This window comes from Leucobacter holotrichiae (assembly GCF_055791005.1).
On record NZ_JBVUAC010000002.1, the window covers coordinates 292,157 to 310,484 of the forward strand.

General features: G+C 69.0%; 16 protein-coding genes. 3 read left to right on the plus strand and 13 right to left on the minus strand.

Features of this window, described 5'->3' with window-relative positions; translation table 11 throughout:
- Position 1: 1 nt before the first annotated feature.
- Complete coding sequence (locus tag AC0KXF_RS05095; protein ID WP_473108155.1) at positions 2-1,564, minus strand: protoporphyrinogen/coproporphyrinogen oxidase; 1,563 nt, start codon at positions 1,562-1,564, stop codon at positions 2-4.
- Positions 1,554-2,672 carry a uroporphyrinogen decarboxylase gene (hemE, locus tag AC0KXF_RS05100; protein WP_473108156.1) on the minus strand — a complete coding sequence of 373 codons (1,119 nt, stop codon included), beginning with the start codon at positions 2,670-2,672 and terminating at the stop codon, positions 1,554-1,556. Before hemE ends, AC0KXF_RS05095 begins: the two co-directional genes overlap by 11 nt.
- 114 nt (positions 2,673-2,786) lie before the next feature.
- Here hemE and AC0KXF_RS05105 point away from each other — a divergent pair, with 114 nt between their 5' ends.
- The gene (locus AC0KXF_RS05105) at positions 2,787-4,073 is read left to right on the plus strand and encodes a glutamyl-tRNA reductase (RefSeq protein WP_473108157.1); all 1,287 of its coding nucleotides are present in this window, start codon (positions 2,787-2,789) and stop codon (positions 4,071-4,073) included.
- Between the two features lie 166 nt (positions 4,074-4,239).
- Here AC0KXF_RS05105 and AC0KXF_RS05110 read toward each other — a convergent pair whose 3' ends face one another.
- The 4 genes from AC0KXF_RS05110 to fae form a co-directional block, all read right to left on the minus strand.
- Positions 4,240-5,739, minus strand: coding sequence for an MFS transporter (locus AC0KXF_RS05110; RefSeq protein WP_473108158.1), 1,500 nt, complete (start codon positions 5,737-5,739; stop codon positions 4,240-4,242).
- A 71-nt stretch (positions 5,740-5,810) separates the two neighbouring features.
- Positions 5,811-7,271, minus strand: coding sequence for an NAD-dependent succinate-semialdehyde dehydrogenase (locus AC0KXF_RS05115; RefSeq protein ID WP_473108159.1), 1,461 nt, complete (start codon positions 7,269-7,271; stop codon positions 5,811-5,813).
- Positions 7,268-8,269 (minus strand): NAD(P)-dependent oxidoreductase, encoded by a 1,002-nt coding sequence (locus AC0KXF_RS05120; protein WP_473108160.1) that lies wholly within the window; start codon positions 8,267-8,269, stop codon positions 7,268-7,270. Before AC0KXF_RS05120 ends, AC0KXF_RS05115 begins: the two co-directional genes overlap by 4 nt.
- The gene (gene fae / locus AC0KXF_RS05125) at positions 8,256-8,789 is read right to left on the minus strand and encodes a formaldehyde-activating enzyme (protein WP_473108161.1); all 534 of its coding nucleotides are present in this window, start codon (positions 8,787-8,789) and stop codon (positions 8,256-8,258) included. The genes AC0KXF_RS05120 and fae overlap by 14 nt, the downstream gene beginning before the upstream one ends.
- 128 nt (positions 8,790-8,917) lie before the next feature.
- On the opposite strand from fae, the gene AC0KXF_RS05130 reads away from it, so the two are divergent.
- A complete protein-coding gene (locus tag AC0KXF_RS05130) occupies positions 8,918-9,766 on the plus strand; it encodes an IclR family transcriptional regulator (RefSeq protein ID WP_473108162.1) in 849 nt (282 codons plus the stop codon).
- A gap of 21 nt (positions 9,767-9,787) precedes the next feature.
- Here AC0KXF_RS05130 and AC0KXF_RS05135 read toward each other — a convergent pair whose 3' ends face one another.
- The 7 genes from AC0KXF_RS05135 to AC0KXF_RS05165 form a co-directional block, all read right to left on the minus strand.
- Positions 9,788-11,173 carry an FGGY-family carbohydrate kinase gene (locus AC0KXF_RS05135; RefSeq protein WP_473108163.1) on the minus strand — a complete coding sequence of 462 codons (1,386 nt, stop codon included), beginning with the start codon at positions 11,171-11,173 and terminating at the stop codon, positions 9,788-9,790.
- Positions 11,174-11,248: 75 nt separating this feature from the next.
- Positions 11,249-12,709, minus strand: coding sequence for an FAD-binding oxidoreductase (locus tag AC0KXF_RS05140; protein ID WP_473108164.1), 1,461 nt, complete (start codon positions 12,707-12,709; stop codon positions 11,249-11,251).
- 78 nt (positions 12,710-12,787) lie between these two features.
- A complete protein-coding gene (locus AC0KXF_RS05145) occupies positions 12,788-13,564 on the minus strand; it encodes an SDR family oxidoreductase (RefSeq protein ID WP_473108165.1) in 777 nt (258 codons plus the stop codon).
- A 70-nt stretch (positions 13,565-13,634) separates the two neighbouring features.
- Entirely contained in the window at positions 13,635-14,579 is a 945-nt protein-coding gene (locus AC0KXF_RS05150; protein ID WP_473108166.1) for a glycine betaine ABC transporter substrate-binding protein, read from the minus strand.
- Positions 14,580-14,626: 47 nt separating this feature from the next.
- Complete coding sequence (locus AC0KXF_RS05155) at positions 14,627-15,424, minus strand: ABC transporter permease (RefSeq protein WP_473108167.1); 798 nt, start codon at positions 15,422-15,424, stop codon at positions 14,627-14,629.
- 2 nt (positions 15,425-15,426) lie between these two features.
- Positions 15,427-16,485 carry an ABC transporter ATP-binding protein gene (locus tag AC0KXF_RS05160; RefSeq protein WP_473108168.1) on the minus strand — a complete coding sequence of 353 codons (1,059 nt, stop codon included), beginning with the start codon at positions 16,483-16,485 and terminating at the stop codon, positions 15,427-15,429.
- On the minus strand, positions 16,478-17,116 hold the full coding sequence (locus AC0KXF_RS05165) for an ABC transporter permease (protein ID WP_473108197.1): 639 nt from the start codon (positions 17,114-17,116) through the stop codon (positions 16,478-16,480). Before AC0KXF_RS05165 ends, AC0KXF_RS05160 begins: the two co-directional genes overlap by 8 nt.
- 148 nt (positions 17,117-17,264) lie before the next feature.
- Here AC0KXF_RS05165 and AC0KXF_RS05170 point away from each other — a divergent pair, with 148 nt between their 5' ends.
- Positions 17,265-18,131: an IclR family transcriptional regulator gene (locus tag AC0KXF_RS05170; RefSeq protein ID WP_473108169.1), complete on the plus strand. Its 867-nt coding sequence runs from the start codon at positions 17,265-17,267 to the stop codon at positions 18,129-18,131.
- Positions 18,132-18,328 lie beyond the last annotated feature (197 nt).

The following is an 18,328-nucleotide window of genomic DNA, read 5'->3' on the forward strand; positions in this document are numbered from 1 at the left end:
TTCATGCCACTCGGCTTTCTGCTCGTGCTGGGTTCTGGAGGTGCTCGATGACGCCCTGCGCGGCCGCGCGCGCTCCGGGAATGACCGAGGCGAGACCGGTACCGCTCACCCAGTCCCCCGCGAGCACGACGCCGGGCGGCGCGATGATCTCGGGATCGGCGGACTGCCCGCCGACGGGCGCCCCCATGGTCCAGGTGCGACGGGTCGAGGCGAGCACCGAGCGCTCGACGAGTCGGAGGCCGAGGATCCGCGAGGCATCCTCGAGCGCGAGGCGGCGGGCCGCGGTGTCGTCGAGCTGCAACGTCTCGGGCGGCGAACCCGCTCGGCCGTACGACAGGCGCAGCACGTGCCTTCCTCGGCCCATCTCACGCGCGCGTTCCGCCCACTTGGCGGTGACGTGGGTCAGGGCCTTCGCGCGGATCGGCGCCTCCGGCGATCCGCTCGTGCCATTCGTGGAGCCGCCCGATCCGCCATCCGCTTCGGCGCTTCTCGCGACGAGCGCTCCGGTGCCGCGCGGCGCGGCGTCGAGGCGAGCGTCGTCGAGCACGAGCGCGACGACCTCGACGAGGGTCTCCGAGCCCGCCCGGTCCGGCGCACCGAGCATCGCCCTCGCCGCCGACTCCGGAACCGCGAGGATCGCGGCGTCGAAGCGGTGCGTCTCGCGTACCGCGTAGGGGTCCGAGCCGGAAGTCGTGCCGCGGATCGGGTCGGGAGCCGAGCTGGCGGTGACGCGACACCCGCGGCCCGCGGGATCGGTCGCGTCCGTCTCACCCGAGACGCTCTCGACGTGCACGCCGGTCTCGACGCGCACCCCGAGGTGATCGAGTTCCGCCGCGAGCGCATCGATCAGCACGGTCATGCCGCCGCGCAGGCCCGCGACCGCGCCGCCGGCGGCCTGCTGGCTCCCCCGCAGTTCACGGGCCGCGGCGATCAGAGATCCGGTGCGCTCGAAGGCGGATGCGAGCCCCGGTACCGAGCCGAGGGCGAGCCGCTCGGGATCGGACGAGTGCACGCCGAGGCAGACCGGACGCACGAGACGATCGAGCACGCGCGAGCCCAGCCGGCGGCGCACGACCCAGCCGACCGTGGCCTCGGCGTCGCCCGATCCCGAGCGCGCTCCGAAACCGCGCGGCAGCAGCGGCTCGACCGCGGCGCGCAGCGCGCCGGCGAGACCGAGCGCCCGTCGCGAGGCGGGCGACAGCGGGGCCGCGGGGATCCCGAGCGTGCCCGCCGGCGGCAGCGGCACCGCGCGATCGGCGGTCACGAGCCAGGATCCGAGCGCCACCGGGCGCACGACCTCGTTCTCGAGCCCGAGCTCGGCGAGCAGCTCGGCGACCGTGCCGCCGCGGGTCGCGAATGCTTCGGCGCCGATGTCGAATGCGGCGCCGTCGTGATCGGCGCTCCGGATCCGCCCGCCCAGCCTCATCTCGCTCTCGAAGACCGTGACCGCGCATCCGGCCTGGGCGAGTCTCCGGGCCGCGACGAGCCCCGAGACGCCCCCGCCGACCACGGCGACCGTGCCACGGGGGTCGACGCGACCCGCCTCGGGTAGATCAGCGGTCATGCGCGAGTTCCACGATGCGCGTGAGCACCGCCGGATCCGCCTCCGGCGGTACCCCGTGCCCCAGGTTCAGCACGTGCGCGGGAGCGCGCGATCCTCTCCGCAGCACGTCGTCGAGATGCGCCTCGAGCCGCTCGGCCGGCGCCCCCAGGTACGCGGGATCGAGGTTGCCCTGCAGCGGCAGCGCGTCGCCGAGCCGGCGGCTCGCCTCGTCGAGCGGCGTGCGCCAGTCCACGCCGAGCGCGCTCACGCCCACCTCGGCGAGTTCCTCGAGCAGGTGCCCCGACCCGACTGCGAAGTGGATGATCGGCACGGTCTCATCGCGTGCGTCCTGCCCCTCGTGCGCGGGGCGCCGGGCGCCGAGCCCGCGCACCGCGTCAAGGGTGCGCCGGGAGGCCGGAGCGACGTGCTCGCGGTAGTCCGCCGCGCTGAGCGACCCGGCCCAGGAGTCGAACAGCTGCACCGCGCTCGCGCCGGCCTCGACCTGCGCCTCGAGGAAGACGCCGCTCAGGTCGGCGACCCAGGCGAGCAGCTGGCGCCAGGTCTCGGGATCGGAGTGCATGAGGGTGCGGGCCCGCAGGTGATCGCGGGACGGGCCGCCCTCGACGAGGTATGCGGCCAGCGTGAAGGGAGCGCCCGCGAAGCCGATGAGCGGGGTACCGCCCAGCTCGTCGACCGTCAGGCGCACCGCCTCGCGCACGGGTTCGAGGGCCTCGCGCAGGCGATCCGCCGTGAACTCGGCTCGGCAGCGCGCCACATCGGCGGCCGTGCGCACTGGCTCGGCGAAGACCGGCCCGCGGCCGGCGACCAGATCGACGTCGACCCCCGCGAGCTTCATGGGCACCACGATGTCGCTGAAGAAGACCGCGGCGTCGACGCCGTGCCGTCGCACGGGCTGCAGGGTGATCTCGCTCGCGAGTTCGGGATTCACGCAGGCGTCGAGCATACGATGGTCTGCGCGGATGCTGCGGTACTCGGGCAGCGAGCGGCCGGCCTGGCGCATGAACCAGACGGGTTGGCGCTCCGGCCGATCGCCCCGGAGGGCGCGGATCAGAGGGGCGTCGCTCGTACGTGCGTCGACGAGCGGGTGCGAAGCTGGGAGTGATCTCATCGATCGAGATGTTAGCTTATAGATCTGATGTGAAAGATCTGATCTACTCAGCTTCGAGTGCTGAGCTGATCCGGTCACCGCCCCAGCCCCGATCGAGACCCTGCCGAGAACCCCATGCTGCTCTGCCTCACCGTCGATCATCGACGCGCCGACCTCGCGCTACTCGAACGCATCGAGCGTCGCACCGAACCGGTGACCGCCGCTCTCGGCGACTCCGAGTTCGCGCGCGGGGCCGTCGTGCTCGCGACCTGCAACCGCTTCGAGGCCTACCTCGACGCGCCGGGGCTCGCACCGGAGGAGGCGCTCAACGGTTTCGCTCGGGCGGCGCGCCTCGAACCGGCCGAGCTCGAGCGGGCCTGCACCGTGCACCGGGGCGACACCGTGGCCGAGCATCTGTTCGCCGTCTCCAGCGGCCTCGAATCGGCCGCTGTCGGCGAGGGCGAGATCGCCGGGCAGGTGCGTCGCGCCATCGACGCCGCACGCGATGCCGGTCGGTCGAGCGCCGAGCTCGAGCGCCTCTTCCAGCGTGCCCTGCTCGTCTCGAAGCAGATCAAACACCGTACGGGCCTGCAGCGCAAAGGCCGCTCGCTCGTGCAGCTCGCACTGACGATGGTCGACAGCCGCGTCGGCGATTGGGCCGAGGCGCGGGTGCTGCTGATCGGCACGGGCGCGTATGCGGGGGCGAGCCTCGCATCGCTGCGCGCCCGGGGCGCGACGAGGATCGGGGTCTACTCGCCCTCCGGTCGCGCGGAGGCCTTCGCCGACTCCCACGGCATCCGCCCGGTCGCATCCGACGCGCTCGACGCCGAACTGCGAGACACCGACCTCGTGGTCGCCTGCAGCGCGGTGCACGAGCCTCTGCTCACCAGGGAGCGCTTCGACGAGACCGTGACCGAGGGCGCCCCGCCGTTCTGCGCGCGGTTCGGCGGGCTCGAAGCCGATCCCCGTACCCGCACCCGCCCCGCCCCTCGGCCCAGGCTGCTCATCGACATGGGGCTGCCGCGCAATATCGCCCCCGACGTCGCGGGAGTGGCGGGCGTCGAGCTGCTCGACCTCGAGACGATCGCGCTGCACGCCCCCATCCCCGAGCTGGGCGCCGAACTCGAGGCCCGCGACATCGTGCGCACCGCCGCCGCGGAATACGCCGCCACCCGCGCGGAGCGGGAAGCGGTGCCGGCCCTGCGCGAGCTGAGGTCGTTCGTGAACGACATCCTCGATGACGAGATCGCGCGCGTCCGGTCGCGGGACGCGGGGCGCGACGGGGGCGGCGAGGTCGAGGCCGCCCTGCGGCACCTCGCGGGACGCCTGCTGCACCGCCCGACCGTGCGGCTGCGCGAGCTCGGCAGGGAGGGGCGCGCACCCGAGGCCGCGGCGGCCGTGTCGGCGCTCTTCGGGGAGTAGGCAGGCGTTCGCGCGTCGATCCTCAAGCGGGGGCTCGACGTCTCGGAGGGGAAGATCATGGAATCTGACCCCTGAGTGTCGACCCCTGCTCAAACAGTGTCCGGAGCAGTCAAACGGGCACCCGGCTCCTACTCGGACGGCGGCCCGACGCCGAGGACCCGAACGACTATTTCTCGTTCCTCGGCAGCGTGATCAGGCCCGAGTCGACAAGGGTCTGATGTTTCGTCTCGGGCGCCCACATCCACGACACGATCAGACCGAGCAGCAGCACCCCCGCAAGGACCAGCATCGTCATGGCGACGCCGAAGTTCGCCATGAGCACGGGCAGCAGGAACGTGCTGATAACGGAGCCGAGGCGGCTGACGGCTGTGGCCAAGCCGATTCCGGACGATCGCACAGGCGTGGGGAAGCTTTCAGCCGGGAACACACCAACGAGGTTGCTCACCGCCGACAGCGTGAAGGTCATAACGGCGAAGAGCACCACGAGCACCACCGTCATGGTCGTCGGCACTAGCGCGAGCGCGACCAGGGACACGACCAATACAACGAAAGACGTGAGCAGGAAGCCCCGACGCGTGAACCTGGCGGTGAAGTAAATGCCGCAGAGAGCGCCCACTAGCAGGAAGACGTTGAGATAGATCTCGACCGCGTACCCTTCACCCGTTGCCGCGAGATTCGAAAGCCCCATCTGCTCAAGCACGCTGGGCAGAAAAGTGTAGATGGCGAAATAGGGCATGACGAGGCAGGCGAAGAACACGCAGTTGAAGATGGTGCGGCGGATGTAGGCCCGGCTGAACAGCGCCCGGTAGCCGGCGTCACACAGCTCGGGCTCGGGCTGGAGCACCACGTTCTTGCCGAAGAAGCGGTCCACGATCGCGCGTGCTTCATCACTCCGCCCGACGCGCAGAAGCCACCTCGGCGATTCGGGGATGCCCATGCGCGCGATGAGCACCAGCGCGGAGATCACGCCGGGCGCGATCAGCATCCAGCGCCACGCATCCTCGATCCCCGACTGCATGAACCAGATGCCGAGCAGTGTTGCGACGACGTACCCGAACGTCCATATCACCGAGAACGAGCCCATGATCTCCCCACGTCGCTTCTGGGGCAGGACCTCCGCCAGCATCGCGTGACCGACCGCGTAGTCCCCGCCGATTCCGACCCCCATGATGATGCGTAGGGCAAGCAGCTGCCAGGGCTCTTGAGCCCAGAACTGCGCGAACGTGGCGAGGGTGATGACCACGAAGCTGGCGATGAAGATCGGTCGCCGCCCGAGGCGGTCGGCGACGTTACCGAAGATGAGCGCCCCGAGGAAGAGCCCGAACAGGGCGCCCGCACCGAGCGCTCCGGTCCACCAGGCATTAAGATCCATAGCGCCTTCTCTGCCGATCAGCACGATCGCCATGCCGATGATGCCAATGGCGAAGCCGTCGTTGAAGTGCGCGCCGAACGTGAGTCCGGTCACGCGGATGTGGAATCTATTGATCGGTAGATCGTCGAAATCAAGTCTCGTTCGATCATTCGTGTTTGTTGTCGTCATCTGTACTTCTTCTTTCGCCTGCGCCTTTGCTGGGCGGTGGGTTGCGGGTGAGAGACACACAGGAGGAATCCTCATGCCGGTCGATGGAGGTGGAGATGCGCGGTCAGTGGAGGTGCGAGGGCGCACCTCTCGACGGGTCAGCGGATGGGCAACAACTACGATCCCAATCCGCTGACCCGTCGAGCGACTGTCGGGAACTACGCCGCCAACGGATCGGCGATGCCGACGTAGACGGTCTCGAGGAACTCGAAGATGCCTTCGGAGCCGCCCTCGCGCCCGAGTCCCGACTGCTTCACCCCGCCGAACGGAGCCGCGGGGTTCGAGACGAGCCCCGTGTTGAGACCGAACATGCCGGTCTCGATCCGCTCGGCGAGACGGAGCGCACGATTGAGGTCGCGGGTGTAGGCGAAGGCGACCAGCCCGTATTCGCTCGCGTTAGCGAGGCGCACGGCCTCCGACTCATCGCTGAAGGAGACGATCGGCGCCACCGGCCCGAAGATCTCTTCAGTGAGAATCCGGGCGTGCGCGGGCACTCCGGTGAGCACGGTCGGCGGGTAGAAGAAGCCGTCACCCTCGGGCGTTTCTCCGCCAATCTCGATGCGTGCACCCTGCGAGGCCGCGTCGCGCACCAGCTCGTCGACCTTGCTGCGGGTCGCCTCGTCGATGAGCGGGCCTATGGTCACGCCCTCCTCTGTGCCAGCGCCCTGGACGTAGCCCGCCATGCGATCGCTCAGCTTCGCACTGAACTCTTCGATGACGCTCTCGTGCACCAGCATCCGGTTCGCGGCCACGCAAGCCTCTCCGCCGTTGCGGAGCTTTGCCACGAGCGCGCCCTCCACAGCGGCATCAACGTCCGCGTCCTCGAAGACGATGAACGGGGCATTGCCGCCGAGTTCCATCGACACCTTCAGCACCTGCTCGGCGGAATCGCGGATGAGACGCTTGCCGACCTCGGTCGATCCGGTGAAGGAGAGCTTGCGCAGGCGCGGGTCGGCGATGATCGGGCCGGTCACGCGGCCGGCACTCGCCGTCGGGATGACGTTGACCACGCCCACGGGTACACCGGCCTCTTCCAGGATCGCCGCGAAGTAGAGCGCCGTGAGCGGCGTCTGCTGCGCCGGCTTCAGCACCGAGGTGCACCCCGCTGCGAGGGCCGGGGCGATCTTACGCGTCGCCATCGCCAGCGGGAAGTTCCACGGTGTGACGAAGAGGCTCGGACCGACGGGGCGGTGCAGCACGAGGAGGCGGTTCTTGCCGTCGGGCGACATCGTGTAACGGCCATCGATGCGCACGGCCTCCTCGGAGAACCAGCGCAGGAACTCAGCGCCGTAGGCGACCTCTCCGAGCGATTCAGTGAGCGGCTTGCCCATCTCGAGGGTGATGATACGCGCGAGCTCTTCGCGGCGCTCGACCGTAAGTTCGAAGGCGCGTCGCAGGATCTCACCGCGCTCGCGAGGAGCGGTAGCGGCCCAGGCCTCCTGCGCTGCGACGGCCGCATCGAGGGCTGAGGCGCCGTCGGCGACGGACGCGCTCGCGACGGAGGCTAGCCTCTCGCCCGTCGCCGGGTTGAGCACATCGAGCGTCGCACCGTCTTCGGCGTCGCGCCATTCGCCGCCGATGAAGAGGCTTGTGGGGGTGTTCTCCGGGAGCGCGCTCATGCGTGCACCTCCTCGACGGCGTCGGATCCCGCATCGGCATCGGATCCCGCATCGGCATCGGATCCCGACCCCAGGCGCAGCTCGGTTCCGAGCAAGTCCTCGTAGAGCTTGAACGGGGTCATCTCGCCGGCCAGGTCCCCATAGGAGCGGCGGGCCCGGCGGAAAACCTGCTCGACGAGCGCTGACAGCTCGCTCGGCATGCCGACGGCGCGCGCGAGGTCGATGGAGAGGCCCAGATCCTTGCAGGCGAGCGCGATCGCGAAGCCCTCGTCGTAGTCGCCGTGCTCGAGGATCGACATCACGTCGTTCTCGAGGAAGTTGCTGTTGGCCGGGCTCGCGATGAGCGATCGGCGCAGCACTCCGAGGTCGACGCCCGCGGCGGTGCCGATCGCGAGCACCTCGGCGGTCGCGACGACGTGCGAGAACCACAGCTGGTTGATCATCAGCTTCACCGCGTAGCCTGCGCCGTGACCGCCGACATTGATGATGCGCTCAGGATCGCCCATCGCCTCGAACACGGGGAAGAGCTCCTCGAAGAGTTCAGGCTCGGCTCCGACGAAGATCTGCAGTCGACCGTTCGCGGCGCCCACGGACATGCCGCTCACGGGGGCATCGACGACGCGGATGCCGCGGGCGGTGGCTTCGTCTCGGATGCCGTCGGCGACCTCGGGAACGGAGGTGGACATGTCGATCCAGGTCTTGCCCGCCGACAGTCCCGCGAGGATCCCGTGCTCGCCGCTCAGTGCAGCCGACACGATGCGCGGGGTCGGCAGCATCGTGATGACGATGTCAGATCGGCGGGCGACCTCGGCCGCGGTGTCGGCCCACGCAGCGCCCCCGGCCAGCAGAGGCTCTGCGACCTCGCGGCGCAGGTCGGTGACGACGAGCTTGAAGCCGTTCTCCTGCAGGTTGCGGCTCATGCCGGAGCCCATGTTGCCCAGGCCGATGAAGCCGATGACCGGGGCGTTCGCATTGTTGGTGCTGTCAGCGTGCGACATCTGCGCCGACCTCCTCGCTCGGGGTGTAGAAGGGGTTGCTGGGGGTGTTGCGGGCGGCGATGACGGCCTCGGCGCTCGGAGCGTTCGCCGCGCCGGCTTCAAGCGCACGGCGGGTCGCTTCGCGGTTGTTGCGGTAGATCTCGTCGAGGTCTTCGACGCCGGGGTTCACCCAGACGGCGACGATGAGCGCGTGCGTGCCGGTGTACGAATCGGGAATGATCCCCTCGGCGACGGCGTCGGCGACGCCCGCTGCGACACCCGCCTGCGCGGGACCCCAGATCGCGGTTCCGTGGAGGTCGTTCGCCGGGGAGGCCTTGGCGACGAACAGGGTCATCGGCTTCACCGGAAGCGACGGCTGCAGCACCGCCACGAACGGCACGAAGCCCTCGCTCGGGCTGGCCAGCGCGGTGGCCCAGGCGGTGCCGACCGGCCCCTGGCGTTCGCCGAGCACCGTATTGATATGGGCCGCGTTGACCCCGTCTCCGACGAAGCTCTCGCCGAGCTGAACGCTTTCCGCCATCGATCATCACTCCTCTGTGGTTCGGCCGCCGTGGGCGGCGCTGCTGCCTTCCCGGAAACCGTATGGAAGCGATCACGATATGCGCAATCGATGTTGCGCATATCGGTCCATGCAACGAGACTGGAGGAATGCACACCCCCTCGAACGCACCGCGCACCAACACTGCGGGTCTCGGCCGCGACATCGAACTGCTCGAGCTGCTCGCAAGCGACGCCGCCGCCCGGGCGGGAGGCTACGGCGTCACCCAGCTCGCCCGACTCTCGGGACGCAGCAAGACGGTGGTCTCACGCGCCCTGCAGACCCTGGCAGCGGCAGGTCTCGCAGCGCGGGACCCCGACACCGGCAAGTACGCGGTCGGTTCGCGCGTCTTCGCGCTCGCGGCACGCACCGCCGAGGCACAGCTCGTGCGTCTCGGGCGCCCCGTATTGCGAGGGCTCGTGCGGGCGACCCACGAGACGAGCCATCTCTGCGTGCTCGCGCACGGTAATGTGCTGACGCTCGCGAGCGAGCCGAGCCCGCACGAGGTCCGTTCGGCGGGATGGGAGGGAGTGACGACGGCGGCGTGGCGCACCTCATCGGGGCGCGTGCTCGTGAGCGAGTGGGACGAGGCATCGCTCCGAGCCTGGTACGACGAGCACGGGCAGGACGAATCGGTGATCGACCGCGAGGCCTTCGACCGCGAGGCCAATCCGTTCTTCCTGCTGGAGACCCCGCCGCCCGGCCAGGCCAGGGTCCGGGGGTATGAGTCGTTGACGGACGAGATCGGCCGCATCCGTCGAGACGGCTACGCCATCATCGACGAGGAGTTCGAAGCCGGGGTCATCGGCGTCTCGACGGCCGTCCACGATCACACCGGCAGCATCGTCGCCGCGCTCAACGTGAGCGGGCCGCGGACTCGCCTGGGTCCCAGGATCGAGGCCCTGGCGCGCATCGTGCGCGGGGCGGGGGTCACCTTCTCCCGCACCCTCGGAGCCTGAGACCCGGGTGGGGTGTCATGCTCAGGCGTAGATCGCATGGATGCGCGGCAGCACGGCACGGTATTCAGCGCGGACCCGGCGGTAGGCGGCGACCCACTCGGGGTCGGGAGCGACCCGCAGCTCGGTGCGCACCATGGCGGCCACGGCGGTGTCGAAGTCCGGGTGCAATCCGACGGCTACCGCGGCGCAGATCGCGGCCCCGGTGCCCGCCGCGTCCCTCACCGCAGGTCGTCGCACCGGCGCGTCGTAGACGGCGGCGAGGATCCGCAGCATCAGCTCGGACGCGGCGCCCCCACCGGTCACCACCAGCTCGCCGAGCTCGCGCCCGAGTGCGGCGAAGGTGCGCGAGGCGCCCTCGGCCGAGGCGATCGCGAGCGCTTCGAGGATCGCGCGGTAGACGTGGAAGGTGCCCTGGGTTCCGTCGAAGCCCACGATGGCTCCGCGCCTGCGAGGGGCATCGCTCGGGGCGAGCCAGTCCAGGCCGACCACGAGGCCACCGGAGCCGATCGGCACCGACTCGGCGCCGATCCCGAGCTCGCGCTCTGAGACGGCACTGCCTGCGCCCGAGATGAGATCCCGATACCAGCTGACCGTCCACATCCCCCGACGTACGCCGTCGCTCTCGTAGAGGTAGCGCCCGGGCTCGGCTGCGAAGTTGATCCAGCAGGCGCCGTCTACGGGCGCGACGCTCTCCCCCACCGTCATCGCCGCGACGTAGGTGCCGAGGGAGAGCAGCGCGTCGCAGTCATCCCGCAATCCCGCGCCCAGCGCCTCAACGGCCTTATCGTTCGACGTGGCGACCACGGGCATGCCGACCGGCAGGCCCGTCTCCTCCGCGGCTTCGGGGGCGACCGCACCCAGGATCTCTCCCGGCCGTGCGAGGTCGAAGAGCTGCTCGCGTCGCATGCCTGCACGCGCGTACGATTCTTCGTCGGCGCTCCAGTCCCATGCGCCTATGTCGATCGGCCACACGCCCTGGCAGTTGCCCGCCGCGTCGCGTCGGCGCCCTGTGAGCCGGTACGCGATGTACCCGGAGGAGGTCGTGATGTAGCGAGCGTCCTCGCGCTCCTGCGCGTAGGGCTTCGAGACGCGCTCGTCCATCCAGCTCATGACCGGCTGGGCGAGCGTCCCGTCCTCGCGCAGCACCGCACGGCAGAAGCGGATGGTGCAGAGCCCGAGCGCCCGGATCTCGGAGGGATCCCCGGCGAACTCCTCGAGCGCGTCGCGCAGCGCTGCGACGATCGACGTCCAGAGGTCGTCGTCGGGGTGCTCCCAGCGGCCGGGAGCGGGCGAATCGTACGGCCGCAGGGCGACGCGCGCGCTCGCGTGCACGGTGCCGCCCGCGTCGACGATCGATACTTTGGTGCTCTGCGAGCCGTTGTCCACGGCGATCACGTAGCCGGTCATCGGCGATCCTTTCCGAGGCGGGTCGAGCGAACGGTGAACGGCGGGGCCGGTCTCGCAAGAGGCCGGCCCCGCGTCTCACGAGATCGGGAAGATCGTACCCCGGTTCATGATCCCGTTGGGGTCGAACCCGCGCTTCAGCGTCTCGAGCAGAGGATAGGCCGTGCCGTGCTCCTCGAGCGTCCACGGCGTCCGGTACTTGCCGATGCCGTGGTGATGCACCATGGACCCGCCGAGGCGCAGCGCCTCCTCCACCACGATGGTGTTGATGGGCTCGTGGTACTCGGTGATCTCCTCACGCGGCTCGCAGTCGATGTCGTAGTCGTAGACGAAGTAGAGGTTCGTGCCGGTCTGGTAGCTGTGCGAGGAGTGCGCGCCGAGCATCGTGAGGTCCCCGGCGCGCGGGAACTCGGTGCGCACGCGGAGCATGACCGAGTCGAAGAGTTCCTCGACCCCTGACCAGTCGATCGACACCTCGGTCGTGTAGCCGAGATGCGCCTTCTCGAGCATCTCGCGCTTCTCGGCATCGATCTTGTCCTGGCCCCAGTTGAGGTTCTCGAACCACTGCTCGATGAGCGCGGAGTCCACCTTCTCATGCGGGATCTCCTCGAAGATCTCCTCGACGCCCGCGGCCGTCGCGTCGGCCATGCCCCTTGGCCCCTCAGCTACGACCACCACGACGGCCCGTCCGCCGGCGAAGTGCGAGAAGTGCTGCGCGGCGTCCTCCTCGGAGTAGGCGCGGGCGACCGAGGGGCGATAGCCCTCGACGATGATGCGCCGCAGACCGTCCACGCCGGCCGGCAGCGAATCGACGAGGTAGCCCAGGAAGCGCAGGTTCTCGGGCTGATACTTGAATATCTTGACCGTCACCTCGGTGATGAAGCACAGCGCGCCCTCATTGCCGATGACGACGTGGCGGATATCCGGGCCCGCCGCCCGCCGCGGCACGTTCTTGATGCGACTCGTATGCCCACCCGGGAATACTGCCTCGAGCCCCACGACCATATCCTCGATCCCGCCGTAGAGCGTCGAGAACTGCCCGATCGAGCGGGTCGCGACGAGGCCGCCCATCTGCGCGATCGGCTTCGACTGCGGCGAGTGACCGGTCGTGAAGCCCTGTGCCCGCAGTTCGTCCTCGAGCACCTGCAGCGGCACGCCGCACTGCACCGTCGCCATCATGTCGACCGAGTCGATCTCGATGATGCGGTTCATGGCCGAGCCGTCGAGCACGATCGTGTCTTCGACGACCGTCTCCAGGCCGCCCTCCGTTGCGGTGCGGCCGGTACGGGGCACGACGTTGATCAGGTGCTCGTCGGCGAAGGCGAGCACCGCGGCCACGTCCTCCGTCGAGCGGGCGTTCACGATGGCCGCGGGGATCGGGCCGTCGAATATCCCGTGCACGGCGGTGTACTTCTTGAAGCGGTCGACGCTCGCCTCGCGCAGCTCCGGTTCGTCGGTGACCACCTGGTCGGACCCGACGAGGGTCTGCAGGCGGGAGACGATCTCGGCACGGTCGAGGCTCGAACGCGATGTAACCATGAGAATTGCTGGTCCTGTTCTGTTGGGTTCCGGCAGGGTTTGGGTTCCGGCAGGGTTTGGGGCGGGGCTCCGCACCGCTCAGCGCACGCGGTAGCCGCCGTCGACGGTGAGCACGTGCCCGCTGACGAAGTCGGAGGCGCGGCTCGCAAGGAACACCATCGCTCCCATGAGATCGACGGCCTCCCCCCAGCGCCCGGCGGGCGTGTGCTCGATCACCCGGCGGTTGCGCTCGGGGTCGTTGCGGGTGCCGGTGGTGATGGGTGTGGCGAAGTAGCCGGGGGCGATCGCATTGACCTGGATCCCGTGCTCGCCGAGTTCGTCGGCGTACGCCTTCGTGAAGCCGACGATGCCGTGCTTCGTAGCGGCGTAGGCAGGCGATCCGAGTCCCCCGAGGAAGGCGAAGAGGGAGGCGATGTTGATGATCTTGCCCGATCCCTGCGGGATCATGCGCTTCGCCGCCTCGTGTCCCATCTCGAAGGCTGCGGTGAGGTTCACCGCGATCATGGGATCCCACTGATCGCGCCCGAAGCGCTCAACGTCGGCGATGCGGCTGATGCCCGCGGAATTCACGAGGATGTCAAGACCCCCGAGCGCCCGTGTGCACCCTTCGACGGCTCGGGCGGGAGCACCGGGAGAGGTGATATCGATCGCAAGTTCTTCGTAGCGCCTGCCCTCGGCACGAACGAGTCGGGCGGTCTCTCCGCCGTCGTCGAAGAGGCCGGGCACGAAGATGTCGGCTCCGGCCTTCGCGAGCGCGAGCGCGAAGGCCTGCCCGAGCCCGGTGTTTCCCCCCGTCACGATCGCCTTCTTCCCGGCCAGGGAGAAGAAATCGAGGGAGAAGTCGGTGATGTTCAATGTCGTTCCTCAGGGATGACGTCCGGGGCGGCGGGCGGGTGCAGTCCGCCGCCCCGGGGCTGGTCGTTCGTCAGATCAGGCCTTCTTCTTCGAGCCAGTCGAGGGCCACGTCTTGCGGATCCTCTCCGTCGACGTCGACCTTCGCGTTCAGCTGCTGCATCACCTCGGTGGTCAGCATCTGGCTGACCTCTCCGATGATGTCGGCGATCGCGGGGTACTCGTCGAGAGTCTCCTGCTTCAGAGTGAAGGCGCCCTGGTAGCTCGGGAAGAATTCCTGGTCGTCCTCCATCACCACGAGGTTCAGCGCCGGGATGCGTCCGTCGGTCTGGAACACCTCGCCGAAGTTGCAGTCGTCGCCTGACTCGGCCGCCGTGTAGATCACCCCGGTGTCGAGCATGGTCACGTTCGATTCGGGCGCCTGGAACCCATAGGCCGCCTTGAGGCCCGGCCAGCCGTCGTCGCGGGTGGAGAACTCGCTCTCGATGCAGAAGGTCTGGTCGGCCTCCGGCAGCTGCGCGACATCGCTCAGCGTCTTCACACCGAGATTATCGGCCTCGCTCTCGCGGATCGCGAAGGCGTAGGTGTTGTTGAACCCCGCCGGGTCGAGCCAGGCGATGCCGTTCTTCTCGGCATCGGCGTCCCTGACCGCCTCGAACTGCGCTTCCGCCCCCTGCACGGGCTCGGTGTTGCCCAGATAGGTGATCCATCCGGTGCCCGTGTACTCCCAGTAGCCGACGAACTGGTCGTTCTCGAGCGCCTGGCGGGTGTTCGCCGAGCCCACGAGCTTCGTGTTGGCCTCGAGGTCGGCGCCGTGGGCGTTCAGCAGTTCGGTCGTGAGGTGCGCGAGGATGTACTGCTCCGAGAAGTCCTTCGACCCGATCTCACCGGTCAGGCCGCTCAGCTCGTCGCCGCCCTCGGCACCCCCGCCCCCGCCGCCGCCCGAGCATCCTGTGAGGGCGAAGGATCCCGCCGCGAGCGCGGCGAAGGCGGCGAGCGCCATCTTTCGTTTCTGCATGTGAGTGCCTTTCGTGTGTACGGATCGTGTGTACGAGGTGCCTGCGGTCAGGTGCCGCGGGGCTTGAGGATGTCTTCGACGAGCCCCGCCGCCCAGTCGATGAGCACGGCGATCGAGGCGACGAGCACGGCGCCGACGACGAGCACCGGGTAGCGCTGCAGCTTCAGTCCGTTGACGATCATGTCGCCGAGCCCGCCCGCGTTGATGAAGGTCGCGACGGTCGCGACGCCCACGGCGAAGACGAGCGCGGTACGCAGACCGGCCACGATCACCGGGGAGGCGAGGGGCAGCTCGATGCGCCGCAGCACCTGGCCGGGGGTCATGCCCATGCCCCGCGCTGACTCCTTCACGTTCGGGTCGACCTGCTGCAGGCCGGTGATCGTGTTGCGCAGCACAGGCAGGAAGGAGTAGACGACGAGCGCCACGAGCGCGGTCATGAAACCGGTCTGCCAGAGGATGGCGAGGAGGATCACGACACCGATGGCCGGCGTCGCCTGGCCGATGTTCGCGATGCCCACGACGATGCCGTTGAACACGCGCGACTTCGAGCGGCTGACCGCGATCCCCGCCGGGATGGCGAGCACGGCGACGAGCACGGCGGCGCAGATGGAGAGCACGAGGTGCTCCCAGATGCGCCGGGAGATGTAGTCGGCGTTGAGCGTTCGCTGCTCGATCGAGTCGAGGTCGAGCGCCGCGACCCACAGGAAGGTGAGCAACAGCACGACGGCGACCACGATCAGCGGGAGGCAGCGCTTCACGATGCTCCCGGCTCGCCCAGGCCTGCGCGGAGGCACGGGGTTCGGGATCGCCATCGTCGGCGACGGCGTGATCTGCTGGGCCGACATGATCAACCTTCCGCCCCGGAGGCCTCCGCCGCACGCGCCGCGCCGCGGGGCGCCTCGGCGCCGAGCACCGAGGAAATGGCCGCGTAGTCGAGGGATCCGACCGGCCGGTCGCCCTCGGTCACGTTGATGCGGGGCGCGCCGGTGAACACGAGGTGGTCGAGCGCCTCGCGCAGCGAGTCGGTCGAGGACACGGTCGACGCGGGCGCCGAGGCGTCGACGGGACCGAGCGGGGCGTCGCCCGACGGGATGAGCGCGAGACGCTTGAGCGCGGCGCCCTCGCCGATGAAGGAGGAGACGTAGTTGTTCGCCGGGTTCTTGAGGATGTTGGCCGGTGTGTCGAACTGCTCGATCCGGCTGCGCCCGCTGAGCACGGCGATGCGATCACCCATGCGGATCGCCTCCTCGAAGTCGTGCGTGACGAAGATGATCGTCTTGCCGATCTCGGCCTGCAGCCTGAGGAACTCGGCCTGCAGACGCTCTCGGGTGATCGGGTCGGTGGCGCCGAACGGCTCGTCCATGAGCATCACAGGGGGATCGGCAGCAAGCGCTCGGGCGACACCGACGCGCTGCTGCTGCCCGCCCGAGAGCTGCCTCGGGTAGCGGTTCGCGAAGACGCCCGGGTCAAGCTGCACAGTCTCGAGCAGTTCCTCCACGCGCTCCGCGATGCGCTGCTTCGACCAGCCGAGCAGCCGGGGCACGGTGCCGATGTTCTCGGCGATGGTGAAGTGCGGGAAAAGGCCGATCTGCTGGATGACGTAGCCGATGTGCCGACGCAGCTCGTTGGCGTCGATCGAGAGCACGTCGTTGCCATCGATGCGGATGGAGCCGGAGGTGGGCTCGATGATGCGGTTGATCATCTTCATCGTGGTCGTCTTGCCACAGCCGCTCGGGCCGACGAACATGATGAGTTCGCCGGGCTCGATGCGCATCGAGAAGTCCTCGACGGCCGGCGTGGTCTGGCCGGGGTAGAGCTTCGTGATGCGGTCGAGCTCGATGGATGCCCCGCCCTGCCGGGAGGCGAGCGCGGAGAGGATGCCGGTGTTCGTCGAGATGTCAGGCACGGAGCCCCCTTGAAGTCGTGAAGCGGGAGATGAGCACGAAGATTCCGTCGAGCAGGAGCGCGAGGAGGATGACGGCGACGGTGCCGACGAGTGCGTAGTTGAGAGCGTTCTTGGAGCCGAGCGAAGAGAGCCCCTTGAAGATGTACTCGCCGAGACCGGGGCCGGCGACGTAAGCGGCGATGGCTGCGATGCCCACCGTGAGCTGCGCGGCGACGCGGACGCCGGCGAGGATCACCGGCCAGGCGATGGGCAGCTGCACCGTGAGCAGCACCCGTGTCGGCCCCATGCCGACGCCGCGCGCGGCCTCGAGCACCGAGACCGGCACCTCGCGGAGCCCGACGACGGTGTTGCGCACGATCGGGAGCAGCGAGTAGAAGACGAGTGCGACGACCGTGGGCATCCAGCCGAGGCCGAGGACGGGGCTGAGCAGCGCGAGGAGCGCGAGGGACGGAATGGTGATCGCGACCGCGGACGCGGTGATGACCGCGGAACGCGCGAAGCGCCGGTTCCGCACCGCGATACCGAGGCCGATGCCGATCACCGCCGCGAGCGCCAGCGAGATGAGCACGACGACGAGATGATCGACCACGAGGTCGACGATGTCGTCGGAGCGTCGCGACAGGAAGGTCATCAACCCGTCCAGATCGAATCTGTTCAAGGATCGGCCTCCTCTCTCTTCGTTGAGTGGTTACGTCGTAATGACAGCACCCAAGTTACTTTCCGTAGCCAAATAGACATAGCTAGTTGTCAATATGGAAACATAGCGTTATCGTGTTGTTATGAACGAATCCGCACGCCAGACGAGCCCCCGCCGCAACTCATCCGGTCTCGGTCGAGATCTCGACCTACTCGACTCACTCGCCTCGCCCGAGTCCCTGCGCGGCGGCGGCCTCGGTGTCTCGCAGGTGGCACAGCTCGTCGGCCGCGACAAGGCGGCCGTCTCCCGGGCGCTCGCGACCCTCGCCGACGCCGGCCTCGTCGATCGCGACGAGGACTCCCTGCGCTACTTCCTCGGCCCGCGACTCTACGCACTCGCAGCGCACACGGCGCAGGCGGCCCTCGTCCGAGCATCGCGGGCCCACCTGCGCAAGCTCACCCAGGTCACCAGGGAGACGAGCCACCTCTGCGTACTGCAGGGCGGCAACGTGCTCACGCTGGTGAGCGAGCTCAGCCCGCTGGAGGTGCGCACCACGGGTTGGGCGGGCAGCACGACGGCCGCGTGGCGCACGCCGTCGGGCCGGGTGCTGCTGAGCGACTGGGATGAGACCTCGCTCAGGCAGTGGTACGAGGCGCATGGCCAGGACCGAGCGCTCATCGGGCCACTGAACCCCGAGACCGGGCCGTTCGGCTTCCCGGTGCTCCCCGAGCCGGCGCCCGGCACCTCCCCCGTGACCGACTTCGACAGCCTGCTGCTCGAACTGAAGTCGGTGCGCGAGCGCGGCTACGCGACTTCCGACCAAGAGCTCGAGAGCGGCGTGGTCGCCGCGTCTTCTCCCGTGGTCGACTTCACGGGGCGTATCGTCGCGGCCGTCAACGTGAGTGCCCCGAAAGCCCGGATCGGGGACCGGCTGGACGTGCTCGGCACCTACACCGCGAAGACCGCCCGAGAGCTCTCCAAGCAGCTGGGTTCCCCGCGGCACGCCTGAGCACTGGCGGACGTCGGCCCTGGACGCTGTTCCCGCACCTCCCGCTGGATCCTAGCCCGCGGCCGTCGCGGCGCTGTTCGAGGAGTAGCGCCGCGATCCTCGTCCCTTCGTTCGGAGCTCATCCGAACTTCGGAGCAGATCATTGCCTGCCTGTCCGAATAACGGGCGAGATCCGAGCTTCGGGCCAGCTCCGAACT

Bases quoted from the DNA above. Each gene is read 5' to 3' on its own strand.
- AC0KXF_RS05115 (WP_473108159.1), bottom strand. From the start codon at position 7,271: ATGAGCGCGCTCCCGGAGAACACCCCCACAAGCCTCTTCATCGGCGGC.
- AC0KXF_RS05155 (WP_473108167.1), bottom strand. From the start codon at position 15,424: ATGTCGGCCCAGCAGATCACGCCGTCGCCGACGATGGCGATCCCGAAC.
- AC0KXF_RS05140 (WP_473108164.1), bottom strand. From the start codon at position 12,709: ATGGTTACATCGCGTTCGAGCCTCGACCGTGCCGAGATCGTCTCCCGC.
- fae (WP_473108161.1), bottom strand. From the start codon at position 8,789: ATGGCGGAAAGCGTTCAGCTCGGCGAGAGCTTCGTCGGAGACGGGGTC.
- AC0KXF_RS05150 (WP_473108166.1), bottom strand. From the start codon at position 14,579: ATGCAGAAACGAAAGATGGCGCTCGCCGCCTTCGCCGCGCTCGCGGCG.
- AC0KXF_RS05135 (WP_473108163.1), bottom strand. From the start codon at position 11,173: ATGACCGGCTACGTGATCGCCGTGGACAACGGCTCGCAGAGCACCAAA.
- AC0KXF_RS05095 (WP_473108155.1), bottom strand. From the start codon at position 1,564: ATGACCGCTGATCTACCCGAGGCGGGTCGCGTCGACCCCCGTGGCACG.
- AC0KXF_RS05120 (WP_473108160.1), bottom strand. From the start codon at position 8,269: ATGTCGCACGCTGACAGCACCAACAATGCGAACGCCCCGGTCATCGGC.
- AC0KXF_RS05170 (WP_473108169.1), top strand. From the start codon at position 17,265: ATGAACGAATCCGCACGCCAGACGAGCCCCCGCCGCAACTCATCCGGT.
- AC0KXF_RS05130 (WP_473108162.1), top strand. From the start codon at position 8,918: ATGCACACCCCCTCGAACGCACCGCGCACCAACACTGCGGGTCTCGGC.
- AC0KXF_RS05105 (WP_473108157.1), top strand. From the start codon at position 2,787: ATGCTGCTCTGCCTCACCGTCGATCATCGACGCGCCGACCTCGCGCTA.
- AC0KXF_RS05165 (WP_473108197.1), bottom strand. From the start codon at position 17,116: ATGACCTTCCTGTCGCGACGCTCCGACGACATCGTCGACCTCGTGGTC.
- hemE (WP_473108156.1), bottom strand. From the start codon at position 2,672: ATGAGATCACTCCCAGCTTCGCACCCGCTCGTCGACGCACGTACGAGC.